Source organism: Methyloligella halotolerans (assembly GCF_001708935.1).
GTDB classification, from domain to species: domain Bacteria; phylum Pseudomonadota; class Alphaproteobacteria; order Rhizobiales; family Methyloligellaceae; genus Methyloligella; species Methyloligella halotolerans.
Genome location: NZ_MASI01000007.1, coordinates 74,877 through 88,180, shown reverse-complemented (window position 1 = coordinate 88,180; position 13,304 = coordinate 74,877). Strand labels below are relative to the sequence as shown.

Annotated in this window: 16 protein-coding genes; 8 read left to right on the top strand and 8 right to left on the bottom strand. The window is 63.7% G+C overall.

Annotated elements, in window-relative coordinates:
• Positions 1–351 (top strand): GFA family protein, encoded by a 351-nt coding sequence (locus A7A08_RS12485; RefSeq protein WP_069095801.1) that lies wholly within the window; start codon positions 1–3, stop codon positions 349–351.
• A 27-nt stretch (positions 352–378) separates the two neighbouring features.
• On the opposite strand, the gene A7A08_RS12480 is transcribed toward A7A08_RS12485, so the two are convergent.
• From A7A08_RS12480 to A7A08_RS12465, 4 genes are all read right to left on the bottom strand, one after another.
• Positions 379–846, bottom strand: coding sequence for a nuclear transport factor 2 family protein (locus A7A08_RS12480; RefSeq protein ID WP_069095800.1), 468 nt, complete (start codon positions 844–846; stop codon positions 379–381).
• Positions 847–929: 83 nt separating this feature from the next.
• The gene (locus A7A08_RS15670; protein WP_342586682.1) at positions 930–1,340 is read right to left on the bottom strand and encodes a transglutaminase-like domain-containing protein; all 411 of its coding nucleotides are present in this window, start codon (positions 1,338–1,340) and stop codon (positions 930–932) included.
• A 101-nt stretch (positions 1,341–1,441) separates the two neighbouring features.
• Positions 1,442–1,810 carry a transglutaminase N-terminal domain-containing protein gene (locus A7A08_RS16600; protein WP_069095798.1) on the bottom strand — a complete coding sequence of 123 codons (369 nt, stop codon included), beginning with the start codon at positions 1,808–1,810 and terminating at the stop codon, positions 1,442–1,444.
• 93 nt (positions 1,811–1,903) lie between these two features.
• Positions 1,904–2,863: a GlxA family transcriptional regulator gene (locus A7A08_RS12465; protein WP_069095797.1), complete on the bottom strand. Its 960-nt coding sequence runs from the start codon at positions 2,861–2,863 to the stop codon at positions 1,904–1,906.
• A 116-nt stretch (positions 2,864–2,979) separates the two neighbouring features.
• Between A7A08_RS12465 and A7A08_RS12460 the strand changes: the two genes are divergently transcribed.
• The 3 genes from A7A08_RS12460 (at position 2,980) to A7A08_RS12450 (ending at position 4,576) form a co-directional block, all read left to right on the top strand.
• Complete coding sequence (locus A7A08_RS12460) at positions 2,980–3,282, top strand: putative quinol monooxygenase (protein WP_069095796.1); 303 nt, start codon at positions 2,980–2,982, stop codon at positions 3,280–3,282.
• A gap of 93 nt (positions 3,283–3,375) precedes the next feature.
• Positions 3,376–3,837 (top strand): Rrf2 family transcriptional regulator, encoded by a 462-nt coding sequence (locus A7A08_RS12455; RefSeq protein ID WP_069095795.1) that lies wholly within the window; start codon positions 3,376–3,378, stop codon positions 3,835–3,837.
• 52 nt (positions 3,838–3,889) lie between these two features.
• A complete protein-coding gene (locus A7A08_RS12450) occupies positions 3,890–4,576 on the top strand; it encodes a class I SAM-dependent methyltransferase (RefSeq protein WP_083226763.1) in 687 nt (228 codons plus the stop codon).
• 12 nt (positions 4,577–4,588) lie between these two features.
• Here A7A08_RS12450 and A7A08_RS12445 read toward each other — a convergent pair whose 3' ends face one another.
• Positions 4,589–5,608: a TerC family protein gene (locus tag A7A08_RS12445; RefSeq protein ID WP_069095793.1), complete on the bottom strand. Its 1,020-nt coding sequence runs from the start codon at positions 5,606–5,608 to the stop codon at positions 4,589–4,591.
• A gap of 362 nt (positions 5,609–5,970) precedes the next feature.
• Between A7A08_RS12445 and A7A08_RS12440 the strand changes: the two genes are divergently transcribed.
• On the top strand, positions 5,971–7,146 hold the full coding sequence (locus tag A7A08_RS12440) for an alpha/beta hydrolase (protein ID WP_245290926.1): 1,176 nt from the start codon (positions 5,971–5,973) through the stop codon (positions 7,144–7,146).
• A gap of 27 nt (positions 7,147–7,173) precedes the next feature.
• Here the strand turns inward: A7A08_RS12440 and A7A08_RS12435 are convergent, their stop codons facing one another.
• The 3 genes from A7A08_RS12435 to A7A08_RS12425 are packed head-to-tail and all read right to left on the bottom strand — an operon-like array spanning position 7,174 to position 8,930.
• Entirely contained in the window at positions 7,174–7,545 is a 372-nt protein-coding gene (locus A7A08_RS12435) for a DUF1428 domain-containing protein (RefSeq protein ID WP_069095792.1), read from the bottom strand.
• The gene (locus A7A08_RS12430; protein ID WP_069095791.1) at positions 7,542–8,246 is read right to left on the bottom strand and encodes a glutathione S-transferase family protein; all 705 of its coding nucleotides are present in this window, start codon (positions 8,244–8,246) and stop codon (positions 7,542–7,544) included. Before A7A08_RS12430 ends, A7A08_RS12435 begins: the two co-directional genes overlap by 4 nt.
• Before the next feature lie 39 nt (positions 8,247–8,285).
• On the bottom strand, positions 8,286–8,930 hold the full coding sequence (locus tag A7A08_RS12425; RefSeq protein ID WP_083226762.1) for a TetR/AcrR family transcriptional regulator: 645 nt from the start codon (positions 8,928–8,930) through the stop codon (positions 8,286–8,288).
• A gap of 142 nt (positions 8,931–9,072) precedes the next feature.
• Here A7A08_RS12425 and A7A08_RS12420 point away from each other — a divergent pair, with 142 nt between their 5' ends.
• The 3 genes from A7A08_RS12420 (at position 9,073) to A7A08_RS12410 (ending at position 13,199) form a co-directional block, all read left to right on the top strand.
• Positions 9,073–10,020 carry a DUF5996 family protein gene (locus A7A08_RS12420; RefSeq protein WP_069095789.1) on the top strand — a complete coding sequence of 316 codons (948 nt, stop codon included), beginning with the start codon at positions 9,073–9,075 and terminating at the stop codon, positions 10,018–10,020.
• 138 nt (positions 10,021–10,158) lie between these two features.
• Complete coding sequence (locus A7A08_RS12415) at positions 10,159–12,078, top strand: hypothetical protein (RefSeq protein WP_069095788.1); 1,920 nt, start codon at positions 10,159–10,161, stop codon at positions 12,076–12,078.
• Between the two features lie 296 nt (positions 12,079–12,374).
• A complete protein-coding gene (locus A7A08_RS12410) occupies positions 12,375–13,199 on the top strand; it encodes an alpha/beta fold hydrolase (protein WP_069095787.1) in 825 nt (274 codons plus the stop codon).
• Positions 13,200–13,304 lie beyond the last annotated feature (105 nt).

The window sequence follows — 13,304 nt, the reverse complement described above, 5'->3', positions numbered from 1 at the left end:
ATGCCGTTCGAAGGAAGCTGCCATTGCGGCGCGGTGACGTTCTCAGTCGATGCGGATGCGCCGACATCGGCGAAGAGCTGCAACTGCTCTCATTGCCGGCGCAAGGGATTCCTCTGGGCGTTCTTCCCGCGAGAGGTCTTCGGCCTCAAGAGCGGCGAGGATGTGCTGACATCCTACGGCTTCGGGCGGCGGATCATCGATCATGTCTTCTGTTCGCGTTGCGGCACTCAGGCTTTTGCCCTGGGGACGGCGCCCGGTGGCGCGGAGACGGCGGCCATCAATCTCCGATGCGTTCCGGATATCGATCTCGATGCGCTCAAGATCGAGCGCGTGGACGGCGCGCGGTATTAAGGTGGGACCGGCCCTTCCGGGTCTCGCCTAAAGCCCCATCTCTGTCAGGCCGGGGTGATCGTCCGGGCGCGGTCCGAGGGGCCAATGGAACAGTCGTTCCGTCTCGACAATCGGCAAATCGTTGACGCTGGCCTCCCGCCGCCGCATCAGCCCCGCCTCGTCGAATTCCCACTGCTCGTTGCCGTAGCAGCGGAACCACTGGCCGCCCGCGTCGCAGCATTCGTAGACGAAGCGGACGGCGATGCGGTTTTCGGTGAAGGCCCAGACCTCCTTGATGAGCCGGTATTCGCGCTCGCGCTGCCATTTCCGGGTCAGAAATTCCACGATTGCCGCGCGGCCGGAGAAAAACTCCGCGCGGTTCCGCCAGCGGCTGTCCTCGGTGTAGGCGAGGGAGACCCTCTCGGGATCGCGTGTGTTCCAGGCGTCTTCAGCCTTGCGGGCCTTCTCGGCTGCGGTTTGGGCGGTGAAGGGCGGCAGTGGCGGGCGGGACGACAAGAGCGGCTCCTATTTGCACCGTTCGTTTGGATCTTCACCGAGTAGCGCAGACGGGGGACGTTCCGGCAAGTGGCGATGAAGCTTCAGCGGCGGGTCTCGATCTCGACCTCGAAGTTCAGGCTCGAGCTGACGACGGGTCCGAAGAACCCGCCCGACACGGGCATGGTGTCGGCCTGTTCAGGACCGGCGCAAATGCCGACGTGACCGTCGGCGACCATCACACCATGGGTGGGGTCGAAGCCGTACCAGCCGGCGCCGGGAAGATAGGCTTCCGGCCATGCATGGAGATAGCGCTTCCCATCCGCCGTCTCCGCATGAGCCTGATAGCCGCTCACGAAGCGGGCGGGGATGTTGAGGCACCGGCAGGCGGCGATGAAAAGCACGGCAAGATCGCGGCAGGCGCCGCGACCGATGGCCAGGGTCTCGGCTGCCGATTGGGCTGCGCCCTCGGCACGGATCTTCCGGTCGGTCCTTCTGTAAAGCGTGGTGTTCAGATGCTGCAGAAAGGCGAGGGCGCCTGAGTCGCATTCCGTCGCGAGCTCTCGGGCGAAGGCCTGGACCGTCTCGTCTTCCGGCGTGGCCGGGAGGTAAGGCGTTATGTCCTCCTCCGAGCGCCACGCGACGGCTCCGGCCAGGGCAGAAGGGGCAGCACTGTCCCGTCGAGAGAGGCCGGCTGACGGGTCTCCGCCTCGAACAGGCTCTCGATATAGAGCCGATCCGAAGCGCCTTCGAAGGTGATCTGGGTCGTACGATTGCCGAAAGCGTCGACCATCGTCTTCCGGCTCGCGGGCGCAGGCTCGACGATCAGTTCCTGCTTCACGTCGCGAACGGTCTCGCCGCGCGGCGTCAGGCGGAGGGTATGCTGCCCGAAGCTGACGGGGGCGGAATAGCGGTATTCCGTGGTGTGGCGGACTTTGAAGTGCATGGAGAGCTGTTGGGGAGAAACCGTCTGGAAGGGGCGCATGGCGAATGCGCCAGCCCAACCTTGATAACAGAGTTTTCCGTTCGGGGCGTAGTTTCGTTCTCTTCGCCTCGAAGCGGTAAGCGGATGAACCGCTCAGGCTTCCAGGTTGCGGAGCTGAGAGGCCGTGCGGCCCAGTCGGCGGCGGAGCAGGGTGCGCAGGGTCACCCCATCGGCATAGCCGACCTTCTCGGCGATCGCCTCGACGCTGTCGCTGCTGGTGCGCAACAGATGCACGGCGCGCTCGACGCGGAGGTCGTGGACGAAATTCAGCGGCGTCTTGCCGAGCACCGACTTGAGGCGCCGGGCGAGGGTTCGCCGGCTCGTGCCGAGAGCCTCTTCGGCCGCCTGGAGGGAGAAGCCCTGGTCGAGATTGTCCCGTGCCCATTGCTCGAAGCGTTCGACGAGGGGGTCGCTATGGGCGAGGTGATCGGGGATCGCATAGCCCGTCTGGGAGGGCCGCGGATCGATCATCAGATAGCGGGCGGTGGTCGCGGCGAGGGCAGGGCTCGCCTGGCGCACGAGCCAGAGGCCGAGATCGAAATGGGCCAGCACCGCACCCGCCGTCACGATGCCGTCGCCGACGACAAGCATCTGGCGGTCGTCGAGCACGATCTCCGGGTAGCGGGACCGGAAAAACGGCCCCAACCACCAGCTCGTCGTCGCGATCTTGCCATCGAGCAGACCGCTCTCGGCGAGCACGAATGTGCCGGTGCAGGCTGCGGCGACGATCGCGCCGTCCTGCTTGAGCGCCCGCAGCAGTTCGCCCGCTTTCGCGATGTCGCGATGGGTCAGGGCCTGGGCCAAGCCTTCGGGCGTCTTCGCGCCGATGGCCGGCACGACGATGATGCGGGCCTGGCGGTCGTCGGAGCAGAGACTGGTGGAGAGCTTATGGCCATTGGCGGTGCGGGTATTCCGCCGGAGGGAGATCACCCGCGGCTCGATTGCCGGGCCGCCGACGTCTGCGCTCAGCTCCGACGCGGTGGCCAGAGTGTCCTGAAGGGCGGCGAGGCCGGTATCGAAGACGCCGTCCAAGGCCAGAATATCGACAATCATGAGATCTCCCAGAGTGTGGCAAGAACAATACCAAATATGTCGATACTGCCAAGTGTGGATGGGGGCCGCGCCCGATAGGAATGGGTGGTTCAATCCCGCAACACTAGGAGTCCACCATGGTCAAGCTCGCCCTCTATGTCCGCCTCGAGGCCAAGCCGGGGCAGGAAGCCGCCCTGAAGTCCTTCCTCGAAAGCGCGCTGCCGCTCGCCGAAGAAGAGGAGGCCACGCCCGTCTGGTTCGCGCTGCAGTTCGGTCCCAGCACGTTCGGCGTCTTCGATGCCTTCGCGAACGAGGAGGGACGTCAGGCTCACCTGGAAGGCAAGATCGCGGCCGCTCTCATGGAGAATGCCGAGACCCTGCTCGCAGAGGCACCGGTGATCGAAAAGGTCGATCTCCTTGCCGCCAAGGTCGTCGCCTAGCGGACCTTTGAAACCAAAAGCGGTGCGCGGCTTCCGGCCGTGTACCGCCTTTGCGACTTGTGCCGTTCCGTATTATGTAATAATAGAAGTTACATGATACGGAACAGCAAACTGTCGGGCGTGCTCCACGTGCTTCTGCATATGGCGGAGCTCGACGGGCCGGCGACCTCCGAGATGCTGGCGAAGGCCATGTGCACGAACCCCGTGGTCGTTCGCCGGACTCTCGGCGGGCTTCGCGATGCCGGATACGTCCGATCGGAGAAGGGGCACGGGGGCGGATGGTGCATCGCCCGGCCGCTGACCGAGATCACCCTCCTCGACATCTATCGCGCGCTCGGCGCGCCGCCGCTCTTCGCCATGGGCAACCGGACGGAGTCGCCCGGCTGTGCCGTGGAGCAGGCCGTGAATGCGGCCCTCGACGAGAGCTTCAGGGAGGCGGAAGCGCTCCTTCTGACGCGCTTGGGAGAGGTGACGCTCGCCGCGCTGAGCGAGGACTTTCATGCCCGCGTCGCGGGCCGTCACCAAACCTGGGATCTGGAGAAGGCGCATGGTTGACCGGGATGGGGCCGCCGCTCACAAGGCGGACGGTGCAGGAAACGACATGTCCATGGAGGCGATCGTCGCCCGGTTTTCCGATCCGGAAGCCATCGCCGGATATGAAGAGGGGCCGGTGCGCTACGTCCCCGGTCTTGCCGACCTTCACCGCATGACCGGCGTGCTCCTGGCCGAATATGCCCCAGACGATGCGCGCATCCTTGTGCTCGGCGCAGGCGGAGGGATGGAGCTGAAAGCGCTCGCCGACGCCCGCCCCGGCTGGACCTTTGTGGGTGTCGATCCGGCTCGCGCCATGCTCGATCTGGCGGAGCGGAAGCTGGGGCCATCGGCGGAGCGCGTCGCGTTCGTTCACGGCTATATCGACGATGCGCCGGAAGGCCCGTTCGACGGTGCCGTCTGTCTGCTGACCCTGCACTTTCTCGATGCACAGGAACGCACCCGCACCGCCGGCGAGATCCGGCGCCGGCTGAAGCCCGGGGCGCCGTTCGTTGCGGCTCATGTGAGCTGCCCGCAAGCGGCGGACGAGCAGCAGCGTTGGCTGTCCCGCTACGCGGCCTTCGCGGTTGCCGCCGGGGAGGAGCCTGAGCGCGCCGAAAAGTGGCGCTCCGTGACGGCTGCAAACCGGAACTTGATGCTCAGCCCGGAGGAGAACGTGGCGATCCTCGAAGCCGCGAGGTTTTCCGACGTTGCGCAGTTCTATGCCGCGTTCACCTGGCGGGGCTGGGTCGCCTACGCTTGAGCCCGCGCGGGACTAGTTTTCGTCTCCCTGTTTCCGCTTCTCCTCCGTCTCGTCTTCCTGGGCACTGCTGCCGGGAATCCATCCGGTGGGTAGCGGCTCCGCTTCCGTGGTTTGGCCACGGGTCTTCAGGAGCGAGAGCAGGATCGAACCGCCGATCAGGATCACGGTCATCAGCAGGGCCCACTCGGTGGGGATGAACTTCCCGCCATAGAGATAGTTGGCGATCATCTTGAAGCCGATCACCAGCAGCACGAGGGAGAGGCCGTATTTCAGATAGACGAAGCGCGGCACGATTCCGGCAAGTGCGAAATAGAGCGCCCGCAGACCCAGAATCGCGAAGACGTTGGACGTGTAGACGATGAAGGGATCGGTGGTGATGGCGATGATCGCCGGGATGGAATCCACGGCGAAGATGAGATCGGTAACCTCGATAAGGACGAGCACCAGGAAGAGGGGCGTGAGGTAGAGCGCGCCGTCCTGGCGGACGAAGAAATGCTTGCCGTGGTAGCGGTCGGTCAGGCGAAAACGGCTGCGTACAGCGCGGACGATGATGTTGTTCTCAAGATCGGGCTTTTCGTCGGCCACCACGAGCATCTTCACGCCCGTCACGATCAGGAACGCGCCGAACAGCAGGGCCATCCAGGCGAATTCGTGGATCAGTTTCACACCGGCGAAGATGAGGATGCCGCGCATGACGAGCGCGCCGAGAATGCCCCAGAACAGCACCCGGTGCTGATGCTGAGGCGGCACCTGGAAATAGCTGAAGATCAGGACGATGACGAAGATGTTGTCGACGCTGAGCGACTTCTCGATGAAGTAGCCGGTCAGGAAGTCGATGCCGTCCTCGTTGCTGCGCAGCCAGAAAAGCCCAGCGCCGAAAATAAGCGCCAGCACGATGTAGAACAGGCTGAGCTTCATGGCCTCGGCGACCTTGATCTCGCGCTCCTTGCGGTGGAGCACGCCGAGATCGAACGCCAGCAGCGCCAGAACGAAGATGTTGAAGGCGACCCAGAGCCAGATGCTCGATTCCATTGAGATGCTTTCGCTTCAATGCTCCCGAACGGGAGGAGAAATGATGGAAGTGGGCGAGGCGGGCGGCCCCTTCAAGGCTGGCCCGTGCGATCGGCACCGTCGGCTCGATACTATCCCCCGGCGTGCCGCCCCATGCGGCCGTCTGTTCGCCCCATGGCGTCCGTTACGGGCAACCTCTTCTCACGGTTGGGGCCATTATGTCCATTCGCCCTATAAATCCGGTGTCGCGGCCCACGACGCCGGCCTTGCTTTTTTCGCTCCGTTCGCGCGTTCTTTCGGCGTAAACTGGGGCAATATTTCGAAGATTTTTCGATTGTAGCTCGTCAGGCGGCGTGACGGCTCGTTTTGCGTGGGAGCCGGGGGTGCATCAGCAGACACGATTGGGGCGTGCGTGGGGCGCTGCGCCGGATCCGTCCGGCGGACGGTGCGCGCGTCGCGGCTGGGCCGTGCTGGTGCTCGCCCTGGCGATGCTTACGGGCTGTGCCGGCCGGCCGGGTCCGGAGGTCCTCGCGCCGGTTGCCGTCTCGGTGCCGGAAGCGCAAACGATCACGGTCTATGTGGCGACGACGCGGGCGCGTGCTGCGGAGGACAGCAATGTCTTCACCTCTCAGCCCGGCCGCGGCTTGAACTACGCCGCTTTCAAGATCTCCATTCCCCCGACCCATAAGCCGGGCGCGATCGAATGGCCCAAGGGGGCAGGCGATCCCGCGCGAGATTTCGTGGTCGTCGAGCAGCAGCGTCTCGACCGGGCGAGCTTTCAGCGGTTGACCCTGGCGGAGACCCGCGAGCGCGGTCTGCGGCGTTACGGCGTGTTCGTGCACGGCTACAACAACAACTTCCAGGAGGCGCTCTTCCGTGTCGCGCAGATGGCCCAGGATTCGGGCCATCACGGGACCACCGTGCTGTTCGACTGGCCGTCGGCGGCGAAGGTGGCGGGCTATGTGACCGACAAGGATAACGCGACCTATTCACGCGACGGGCTGGTCGACACGCTGACCCTGCTGGCAAGGCAGCCGGGCACGAACGAGGTGACGCTGTTCGGGCACAGCATGGGCGGCTGGCTGACGGTGGAGTCCGTACGCCAATTGCGGCTGATGGGCCGCAACGACGTGATCGCGAAGCTCAACGTCATCCTGGCGGCGCCGGACATCGATGTGCCGGTGTTCATGTCCCAGCTCGAGGTGATCGGTCCGCTGAAGCCGCCGCTCACCGTCCTCGTGTCGCGGGACGACAAGGCGCTCGGCTTCTCCCGCCGCATTGCCGGGGAGCGGCAGCGCCTAGGGGCGATCGACGTCAACAATCCGCTGGTGCAGGAGGCGGCTGCGAGGGGGCACGTTCAGGTGGTCGATATCTCGAGCGTTGCGGCGACCAGCGGTATGAACCACGACCGCTACGTGGAGTTCGTCGCGCTCTATCCGAGCATTCGAGGTCAGGCCCAGGCCAGCACCGCGCGCTCGTCGGGAGCGTTCGTGTTCAACGATCTGGCGAGCAAGGTCCCCAACCCCTTCACGCCGGCGCAGGCCGCCGCGACCCATTAGGCGCTTGCCCTCCCTGGGGAGCTTTGCTCATTTCTCTGAGACGAGAAGGGACTCGAAGCCTGCGAAGATCATCCGCTTGCCGTCGAAGGGCATCGGGTTGGTCTCGGGCTTGACCCGGTCGTCGGTTTTCATCAGGCCCTGCATCTTTTCCATTGCCGCGTCTCTCGTCCCGCGATCCGGCCACTCGATCCAGCCGAAGGCGATGGCCTCATCCGGCTTCGCCTGAACCGCCTTTTTAAAGTCGGTCAGCGTCCCGTCAGGCACATCGGCCCCCCAGCATTCGCGCACGTGGAGGGCGCCAAGTTCGACGAAGACCCCGCCGATCTTCCTGGCGTGTTCGATGAACTCGGATTTGTTGCTGGCAGGGACCGGCACAACGAAACCGTCGATGAATGTCATGATGCTCCTCCACCTGCGGCGGTCTTTTCCATGGATTGTCCGGATCCGGTATCGAAGTCCGAAAGCTGCGATCGGTAAGCGCGTGCGAAGGCGGGTCTTTCCTCGCCCCGCGCGCGATAGGCGACGAGGGACGGAAACTCGGACAGCAACTCAGTGTGATCGAGGCCGCGAAGGACCGTCACCATGGCGATATCCGCCACCGTGAAGCGGTCCTCCAGCCATTCCCGATCGCCCAGCGAGTCCGCCACGCGGGAGAGCTTTGCGCGTGCCGCGTCCATCGCGCTGGGCCGGCGGAGCGGCGCCCAGTCCTCGTTCGCGTTGAACAGGTTCACGGAGACAAGCTCCATGACCGAGGGTTCGACGGAATTGAAGGCCGCGAGGAGCCAGCTCATGGAGCGGGCGCGCCGCTGCGGATTGCGGGGGAGGAGGCGCTCGTCCTTTTCGCCGATGTGGAGGAGGATCGCGCCGCTTTCGAACATGTGAAGGTCGCCTTCGCGATAGGCCGGGACCTGGCCGAAAGGTTGCTCCAGGAAGTAGTCTGCCGGCCGTGGCTCGGCGGCATGAAACAGGCGCGTCCGATAGGGGAGGCCGATTTCTTCCAGCGCCCAGCGGGGCCTCAGGCATCGGACATAGCCCTTGGCGAAGTCGGGGACCCACGAGAATGCCGTTATCTCGATCGGCGGCTCGGTGCTGGCATTCATCACGACAATCCTCCCATTTGAATGTCTGAACGTGGCGGCTCAGGGGTGAGCCCGACCGAACAGCAGAGCGATGTAGCGCTTGAGCTGGGCGATGGCATCGATGAGTGGCGCGGCGTCGTTCTCGGCCTTCGCCATGACAAAGCCGCCCTGGAAGACGGTGTGGGTATAGATCGCGAGGCTCTCGGCGGTGACCCCGGCAGGGGCGCCGTGGCTCTCGATGGCGGCACGGAAGTCCTCAGTCAGCGGCTCGACCAGTGCGCGGATCGTGGCGCCGCATGCGTCCCTGATCGGCGCGCTCGACGCGAACACCTCCTGCACGAGAGTGCCCGCGAAGCAGGTCGCCACGTCCAGGGGGGCTTTAGCGATCTCGGCGCGAAAATCGAGATAGGCGAAGATGCGATCAAGCGGATCGGAGAGACGCGTATCGCCGCCTTCGGCAAAGAACGGGCCTATCACCTCAACCCAGTGTTTCGCCGCTGCAACGCCGAGCGCTTCTTTCGACGGGAAGTGATGGAAGAAAGCGCCCTTGGTGACCCCGGCGCTGGAGCAAAGCTCGTCGACGGTCGTTGCCGCCCAGCCCTGTCGGCGCACCAACTTGATGGCTGCGTCCAGCAAGGCCCGTCGGGCCTGGCCGCGTGGCGGCGAAGGAGTGAGCTGGTGAGAGACTGGTGTCGCGTTCGTCATGGAATATAACAAACCAACCAGTTGGTATGGAGTCAAGCGGGAAAGCCCGGGCTTGTGCGCGAGGGGGAAAGCGCCTTCTCATGGCGCGTGCGATTATTGGGTCTGGCTGTTTGGAGGCGGAAGCGGCGAACTTCCGGAATAGATGAACGACAGGATCGATAGCATTTGGCCGGCTCTCTCCTATGCGGCCGAGCACGAGACGTATGACGCTCTGCATCTCATGACGCAGATCGTGGGCAAGATCCGCCTGGCACGCACCCCATGGATCAATCATAGCTGGCACGTCACGCTCTATCTCAGCGCCGTGGGACTTTCGACCGGGCCGAACTCCTATCCGCAAGGCGCGTTCGATCTCGAATTCGACTTGATCCGGCACAGGCTGTCGCTGCGGACCAGCGACGGAGGCCACGACGATATCCCTCTCAACGCCCCGACCATCGCGGATTTTCATGCTGCGGTTGTCGAGATGCTCGCCAATGCGGGGATCGCGGTGGAGTTCGATGGCGTGCCGAACGAGCTGCCCGACGCAGTGCCTTTCGCCGAGGACGACCGGCCGCGCCGCTACGATCCGGATGCCGCCCACAGGCTCTGGCGCGTGTGGTTGAAGACCGGAGAGGTCTTCACGCGTTTCCGTTCCGGCTTCATCGGCAAGGTGAGCCCGGTGCATTTCTTCTGGGGAAGCTTCGACCTTGCGGTGACGCGCTTCTCGGGCCGGCCGGCGCCGCTCCATCCCGGCGGAGTGCCGAACCTGCCGGACGATGTTGCGCAGGAAGCATACTCACACGAGGTGTCGAGCGCGGGGTTCTGGTCGGGCGGGCCGACCGCGCCTTTCCCACTCTTCTATTCCTACGCCTATCCGGAGCCGCCCGGCTTTCGGGAGGCGAAGGGGTTGCCGGACGGAGCCGGGTTCGACGGCGAGATGGGTGAGTACGTCATGCCTTACGAGGCGGTGCGAACGGCGGCCGATCCGGATACTGCGTTGCTTCAGTTCCTCCAGCAGACCTATGCAGCGGCCGCCGACGGAGCCCGCTGGGACCGGGCGGCGCTCGAATGCGAGATCGGTCGGCCCGGAGTGGTGCGGCCGGTCTGAACGGCGAGTTGGTTGATCCGCGCTATGGCGCTGGGCGTTTGCTATCTAGCCGCGCTCGGTCGCCAGCGGCCAGATTGATCGGCGCGAGTGTCAGAACATTAACGGAGGGCGCGTAGGGTCCCGCAGGGGCTCAAGCAGATGTTTCTCGCACTTCTTATTGCCGGGACGGTTTTCGCCGTACTCAGCCTGCCGGGCTGGCTGTTCGTTGCTGGCCGGAACTGCGGACTCGCGGTCTATATTGCAGCCGGCTTCTGCAGTCAGGCAGCGGTTGCCTTGCTCACTGCTCTTGTCGCGCTTGTGACCCCTGGCCAGCTTCCGATTCTTGCCGCGCTTCTCGCTGCCTTGGCACTCGGTGTGGCCGCCTTCTTCCTGCGCTCACCTCCGGCTGAATGGCTCTGGCCTCGGATTGATCCGTGGGCTTTTCCGGTTGCCGTTTGCGCCACCTTCGCGACGGCTCTCATTATCCAGAGCGCGGTGAATTTTGACGGCGGGGATCTTGTGGTGAGGGCATTCTTCAATGCGGATGGCTTCAAACACATCGCCCATGTCCGATCGCTTGCAAGCTTCGGCCTGCCTGCGCGGGATATTTTCACAACAGATGCACCGCTCGCATACTATTGGTTCGCGCATATCCCGCCAGCAGTTGGCGCTGCGCTGTCGGACGATGCTGCGCGGTCGCTGGTCGCAAGCGACCTGTTGCAGACTTTTGCGTTTTGGATCCTAGTCTATGGCTTGGTTCGGGCAGCTGGTGCGACGGGTCCGTGGGCGGCGTTCTTCACGTTGATCGGATGGCTGTCGCCTTCCTTTGATGGCCTGCTGGCGCTCATCGCGAGCGGGTTCGATGTTTCGGCAGCGGCGACTCAACTCAATATCGAAGGGCTTGGTAGTCCCTTATTGAACGGTTCGACTCTGTTCCGGCTGAATCTCTACATTCCGCAGCATCAGTTCGTGATCGCAGGTCTATTGAGCTGGGGATTGCTACAGACGGTTCGCGCTTGGCCACGACAAAAAGCTGCAAAGCTTCTGTCTCTGGCGCCGATCGCTGCAGCCTGCGCGATCTCAATTTTAGCCGGGCTTGCGGCGCTTGCCGTGTATGCGGTCACGCGCCTTCTCGATCGTCGAGACTTCATGTTGCGGCGGCTGGGCGAGGTTCTGATAGTGTGGGCTTTCGCACTCACCTTGCCGCTGCTCCTCGGCGTGATTGGATTCGATCCGAGTGATAGCGGGCTAACGAGTCCGCTTGCCGCGAGCAAGCCGTTCGCGCACCGCGCTGCCGTCCGCTTCCTGCTTGCGTGGCCCGGACTGCTCCTGGTTTATGGCACGGGGCTGGTCGGACTTTACGGGCTTCTAACCCGGTGGCGCCTTCGTCCGATTCCCGAAGACGAGAAGCCAGTTTTCAGGTTTGCCTTGGCGCTGTGCGCTGTGGGGCTCACGGGACTTCTGCTTTCCAGTCTCATCAATCATCAGCGCTTGGCTCTGGAATGGCAGCTCCGAGTGAGCTTCATGGCATGGGTCGGACTTGCGATCGCTTGTGCATGGCTGGTGCAGAGGGATGATGCTGGATGTCGAATCCGCAGCCGTGGGCTGGCGTGGTTCGCGAGTCCGCTTTTGCTTGTTGGGCTGATCACTCCTGTTCTCGATGCCTCATGGCATGCGTGGTCCACCGACCGCTGGACCGTCCGTATCCCCGGCGATGACCTCAAGGTCCTCAAGGCGATTGCTCGCTCGACACCTCTGGACGCGGTGGTCCTGCAAAAGCCGGAACGCCCATTTCTGCTTGGCGGCGAGGATGTGTGGGTTCCTGTCGTGTCTGGACGGCGGGTTTTCGCTTCAGACCGGGCGACGGACTGGAACGCGCAAGAGCTTCGTTACGATCAAGCGACGGCCTATTTTGAGGGGGTAGGTCCTCTTCCAGAGGGTGGCTATGACTATCTCTATCTCAGCCGAAAGCTTCATCCGGAAAGCTACTCAGAGCTGCGCGAAGAGCTCGAGAACGATCCCGTGTGGCGGTCTGAGGTGTGCCTGCCGGACGCCTGCCTGTTCGCAAAAAGCGGTTAGCATTCTGCGTCATTGATCCTCTGGCAGCCTACACTGGCAACGATCAGCAACAGATCGCTTGCAAGCGCCATCAGACGTATTGGCGTCCACCGTTAGTAGCGCGGCGGCGTCCTTGATCATGCCAGGCCGCAATACCGTGCCTGCGGCTTCTCGACCAGGTCCGTAGCACTCTTAGGCTGCACATTATTGCGTCACACGCGTGTCTTGTATCCCGCCTGATCTCTCCCAATTGCAGTTGGCCAGTTCGCTCGACATTCGTCGGCTCTGCGGCATCCCTGCATAAGAGGAGAGTTCCCATGCCATTTGTCACCACGAAGGACGGCGTCGAGATTTTCTACAAGGACTGGGGGCAGGGACAGCCCATCGTGTTCAGTCATGGCTGGCCGCTCTCCGCGGACGACTGGGACCCCCAGCTGATGTTCTTCCTGGAGAAGGGGTATCGCGTCATCGCCCATGACCGGCGAGGCCATGGCCGCTCCAGCCAAGTCGATAGCGGCCATGACATGGACCATTATGCCGACGACCTGGCGGCGCTGACGGAGCATCTCGATCTGAAAGACGCCTTCCATGTGGGCCATTCGACGGGCGGCGGCGAGGTGGTGCACTACATCGCCCGTGACGGCGACGGGCGCGTCGCGAAGGCCGCGATCATCTCCGCTGTGCCGCCGCTGATGGTGAAGACCGACGCGAACCCGGAAGGGCTGCCGAAATCGGTGTTCGACGATCTTCAGAAGCAGCTCGCCGACAACCGCGCGAAGTTCTACTACGACCTGCCGGCGGGTCCGTTCTATGGCTTCAACAGGGACGGGGTGGAAACCATTCCGGGCAATGTCTGGAATTGGTGGCGGCAGGGCATGATGGGCGGCGCCAAGGCCCATTACGATGGCATCGTCGCGTTCTCTCAAACCGACTTCACCGAGGATCTGAAGAAGATCACCGTGCCCATTCTCGTGATCCATAGCGAGGACGATCAGATCGTGCCGTATGTCGCCGCGGGTCCGAAATCGGCCGAGCTCCTACAGAACGCGACGTTCAAGAGCTACAAAGATTTCCCTCACGGGATGATCACGACCCAGGCCGACGTCATCAACGCCGACCTGTTGGCCTTCTTCGAGGGCTAGCACGGGGCGCGGCGCTCCGGCAGCGGTCGGTTCCCGTGCCCCGCTTCGGATATAGGTAGGCTCGTTCGGGCGCACGAATTCGCTTGCCTGTTCTTTGCAGCCATG

Coding starts and splice junctions, on each gene's coding strand:
- A7A08_RS12460 (WP_069095796.1), top strand. CDS start 2,980: ATGGTCAAGCTCGCCCTCTATGTCCGCCTCGAGGCCAAGCCGGGGCAG.
- A7A08_RS16600 (WP_069095798.1), bottom strand. CDS start 1,810: ATGCGCCCCTTCCAGACGGTTTCTCCCCAACAGCTCTCCATGCACTTC.
- A7A08_RS12455 (WP_069095795.1), top strand. CDS start 3,376: ATGATACGGAACAGCAAACTGTCGGGCGTGCTCCACGTGCTTCTGCAT.
- A7A08_RS12410 (WP_069095787.1), top strand. CDS start 12,375: ATGCCATTTGTCACCACGAAGGACGGCGTCGAGATTTTCTACAAGGAC.
- A7A08_RS12445 (WP_069095793.1), bottom strand. CDS start 5,608: ATGGAATCGAGCATCTGGCTCTGGGTCGCCTTCAACATCTTCGTTCTG.
- A7A08_RS12435 (WP_069095792.1), bottom strand. CDS start 7,545: ATGACATTCATCGACGGTTTCGTTGTGCCGGTCCCTGCCAGCAACAAA.
- A7A08_RS12450 (WP_083226763.1), top strand. CDS start 3,890: ATGGAGGCGATCGTCGCCCGGTTTTCCGATCCGGAAGCCATCGCCGGA.
- A7A08_RS12425 (WP_083226762.1), bottom strand. CDS start 8,930: ATGACGAACGCGACACCAGTCTCTCACCAGCTCACTCCTTCGCCGCCA.
- A7A08_RS12465 (WP_069095797.1), bottom strand. CDS start 2,863: ATGATTGTCGATATTCTGGCCTTGGACGGCGTCTTCGATACCGGCCTC.
- A7A08_RS12420 (WP_069095789.1), top strand. CDS start 9,073: ATGAACGACAGGATCGATAGCATTTGGCCGGCTCTCTCCTATGCGGCC.
- A7A08_RS12485 (WP_069095801.1), top strand. CDS start 1: ATGCCGTTCGAAGGAAGCTGCCATTGCGGCGCGGTGACGTTCTCAGTC.
- A7A08_RS12430 (WP_069095791.1), bottom strand. CDS start 8,246: ATGAATGCCAGCACCGAGCCGCCGATCGAGATAACGGCATTCTCGTGG.
- A7A08_RS12415 (WP_069095788.1), top strand. CDS start 10,159: ATGTTTCTCGCACTTCTTATTGCCGGGACGGTTTTCGCCGTACTCAGC.